This window comes from Burkholderia sp. E168m23, assembly GCF_016586125.1.
GTDB lineage: Bacteria > Pseudomonadota > Gammaproteobacteria > Burkholderiales > Burkholderiaceae > Burkholderia > Burkholderia orbicola.
The window spans coordinates 1-1,310 of sequence record NZ_BCPP01001378.1; the positions used below are offsets into that span (position 1 = coordinate 1).

Here is a 1,310-nt window from a genome sequence, read left to right on the forward strand (position 1 = left end):
GCGGCCGCAACATCGAGATCTGGCTGCCGCACGAGGCGCATACGGGAGAGCGCTCGCGGATGTGGATGAAACTGCAGAACGAAGTGCAGATGGCGTGGTTCCAGCACCCGGTCAACGAAGCCCGCGAGGCCCGGGGGCTGCCCGCCGTCAATTCGGTCTGGTTCCACGCGCAGGGCACGCTGAAGCCGGTCGGCAAGCCGTTCGCGCGCGTGCTGTCGGCGTCGCCCGCCGCGCTCGGCCTCGCGCGCGCCGCGCAAATCGAAGCCGGCAGCCCGCCTGCGACATTCCGCGCGCTGCCTGCCGCCGACGGCGCGACGCTCGTCGACCTGCCGGCGCTGACCACTCCGTTCATCGAGCAGGACTGGGCCCGCTGGCACGATGGCCTCGCCGCGCTCGAGCGCGACTGGTTCGCGCCCGCGCTCGCCGCGCTGCAGAACGGCGAGCTGGCGAGCGTGGATGTCACGCTGTGCGGCGACACGAGTTCCGTGACGCTGCACGCGACGCGCGGCGATCTGCGCAAGTTCTGGCGCCGCCGCGCGCTTGCCTCCCTGTTCGAATAACCAGCAGACCCCGAATGACCCGGATCGTTACCCGCCCCGTCGCGCCCGCCGACGCCGAAGCGCTTGCGCGCCACGGTCTGCACCCCGTCCTCGCGCGCCTGTACGCGTCGCGCGGCGTGCAGTCGCCCGTCGACATCGAGACCGCGCTCGCGCGCCTGGTGCCGCCCACCGAACTGAAAGGCTGCGCCGATGCGGCGGCGCTGCTCGCCGACGCGATCGCCGACAAGCGGCGCCTGCTGGTCGTCGCCGATTACGACTGCGACGGCGCGACGGCCTGCGCGGTCGCGGTGCGCGGCCTGCGGATGTTCGGCGCGCAGATCGACTACCTGGTGCCGAACCGCTTCGAATACGGCTACGGCCTCACGCCCGAGATCGTCGAGCTCGCGGCCGCGCGCAAGCCCGACCTGCTGATCACCGTCGACAACGGGATCGCGAGCGTCGCCGGCGTCGAAGCCGCGAACGCGCGCGGCATCGACGTGCTCGTGACCGACCACCACCTGCCCGGCGACGCGCTGCCCGCCGCGCGCGCGATCGTCAACCCGAACCAGCCCGGCTGCGCATTCCCGAGCAAGCACCTCGCCGGCGTCGGCGTGATGTTCTACGTGCTGCTCGCGCTGCGCGCCGAGCTGCGCCGCCGCGGCGCGTTCGCGAGCAAGGAAGCCGAGCCGCGCCTCGACGGCCTGCTCGACCTCGTCGCGCTCGGCACCGTCGCCGACGTCGTGCGGCTCGACGGCAACAACCGCGTGCTGG

At 72.7% G+C, this 1,310-nt stretch carries 1 protein-coding gene and 1 pseudogene; both read left to right on the forward strand.

The window, feature by feature from the left end; translation table 11 throughout:
- A pseudogene (locus JMF90_RS37450) lies at positions 1 to 560 on the forward strand (regulator); the annotation flags it as partial.
- A 14-nt stretch (positions 561 to 574) separates the two neighbouring features.
- A partial coding sequence (locus JMF90_RS37455; protein ID WP_201326377.1) for a DHH family phosphoesterase occupies positions 575 to 1,310 on the forward strand: 736 nt, incomplete at its 3' end.